Raw genomic sequence first — 2,092 nt, forward strand, 5'->3', positions numbered from 1 at the left:
CAGGAGGGAGGGCGTAGGAGCGGAAAAAAAGCTGAGAGAGCACAAAATTTAGGGGCTGACGAAGGAAGACCCTAAATTTTCGTGCGAACCAGCTTTTTTTTCGCGAGTAGCCCGACCGGGCTGTAGTATTCCGGGGAGTATTCCGATTTCCAGCCGGTCGCCGCAAATTGGAAAATGTCCTTTGAAATCGAAATTTACGCCGTAATGATTGCTTTTAACTTCCGATGAAATTTCGCTAATATAACACGGCGGGGCTTGACTCGTCGGAATAGAGTCCCCAATTAATGCTAACGACCCATGAGACTGGATAAATTCACCCTCAAAGCCCAAGAAGCCGTCCTCGAGGCCCAGCACCGGGCCGCGGAGCACGGCAACCAACAGGTCGAGCCCGACCATCTCCTGCTCGCCCTGGTCGATCAGGACGAGGGGCTGGTCAAGCCCATCCTCCAGCGCCTGGGGGTCCATCTCGGGCCCTTTCGCGAGGCCCTGCTCAAGGACATCGAAAAATTTCCGAAGGTCAGCGGCTCCTCGGGAGAATACCTTTCGCAAAACTTGAAAAAAGTCCTCGAGAGTGCCCATCAGGAGGCGACCAAGCTGAAAGACGAATTCGTCAGCACCGAGCACCTCCTGCTGGCCATCGTCGACACGTCGGGCAGCTCGGCCCAGCGCCTGCTCGCCTCGCAGGGCGTGAAGCGCGACGCCCTGCTCAAGGTCTTGCTGGAGATCCGCGGCTCCCACCGCGTCACCGACCAAAACCCCGAGGCCAAGTACCAGGCCCTCAAGCGCTATTCCCGCGACCTGACCGACCTCGCGCGCCGCGGCAAGCTCGACCCCGTGATCGGCCGCGACGACGAGATCCGCCGCGTCATGCAGGTCTTGTCCCGCCGCACCAAGAACAACCCCGTCCTGATCGGCGAGCCCGGCGTCGGCAAGACCGCCATCGTCGAGGGTCTCGCCCAGCGCATCGTCAACGGCGACGTCCCCGAGAGCCTGCGCGACAAGACCCTGGTCGCCCTCGATCTGGGCGGCCTGCTGGCCGGCACCAAATACCGCGGCGAGTTCGAGGACCGGCTCAAGGCCCTGCTCAAAGAGGTGGTCGAGTCCGAGGGCGAGATCATCCTCTTCATCGACGAGCTGCACACCCTGGTCGGCGCCGGCGCGGCGGAGGGGGCGATGGACGCCTCCAACATGCTCAAGCCGGCCCTGGCCCGCGGCGAGCTGCGCTGCGTGGGCGCGACGACGCTCGACGAGTACCGCAAGCACATCGAGAAAGACCCGGCCCTGGAGCGGCGTTTCCAGCCCGTCTTCGCGGGCGAGCCCAGCGTCGAGGACACCATCGCCATCCTGCGCGGCCTCAAAGAGCGCTACGAGGTCCACCACGGCGTGCGCATCCAGGACAGCGCCCTGGTGGCCGCCGCGACCCTCTCGCACCGCTACATCACCGACCGCTTCCTGCCCGACAAGGCCATCGACCTGATCGACGAGGCCGCCAGCCGCCTGCGCATGGAGATCGACAGCCTGCCCGTCGAGATCGACGAGATCGAGCGCAAGGTCCTGCAGTTTCAGATCGAGGAACAGGCGCTTAAAAAGGAAAAGGATCCGGCCTCCCAAGAGCGGTTGCAAAAGCTGCAAGCAGACTTGGCCGCGCTCCGCGAGAAGAGCGCCAAGCTGAAGGCCCACTGGAAGAACGAGAAGGAGGCCATCCACAAGATCCGCCAGGCCAAGGAAAAGATTGAGCAGGTTCGGATCGAGACCGAGCGCGCCGAGCGCGCCGGCGACCTCAACCGCGCCGCCGAGCTGAAATACGGCCAGTTGCCTGGCCTCGAGAAGGAATTGGCCGCGCTCAACGCCCAGCTCGCCGAGCTGCAGAAAGAGCAGAAGATGCTCAAAGAAGAGGTCGACGCCGAGGACGTCGCCGAGGTCGTCGCCAAGTGGACCGGCATCCCGGTCTCCAAAATGCTCGAGGGCGAGGTGGAAAAGCTCTTGCACATGGAAGACCGCCTGCGACAGCGCGTCGTCGGCCAGGACGAGGCCCTGCAGAAGGTCGCCAACGCCGTGCGCCGCGCCCGCGCGGGCCTGCAGGATCCCAACC

At 63.4% G+C, this 2,092-nt stretch carries 1 protein-coding gene; it reads left to right on the forward strand.

All coding sequences use genetic code 11. From position 1 onward, the window contains the following. Nucleotides 1-297: 297 nt before the first annotated feature. A partial coding sequence (locus tag FBR05_15200) for an AAA family ATPase (protein ID MDL1873526.1) occupies nt 298-2,092 on the forward strand: 1,795 nt, incomplete at its 3' end.

The sequence above is a fragment of the Deltaproteobacteria bacterium PRO3 genome (genome assembly GCA_030263375.1).
In the GTDB taxonomy this organism is placed as follows: Bacteria; UBA10199; UBA10199; order DSSB01; family DSSB01; genus DSSB01.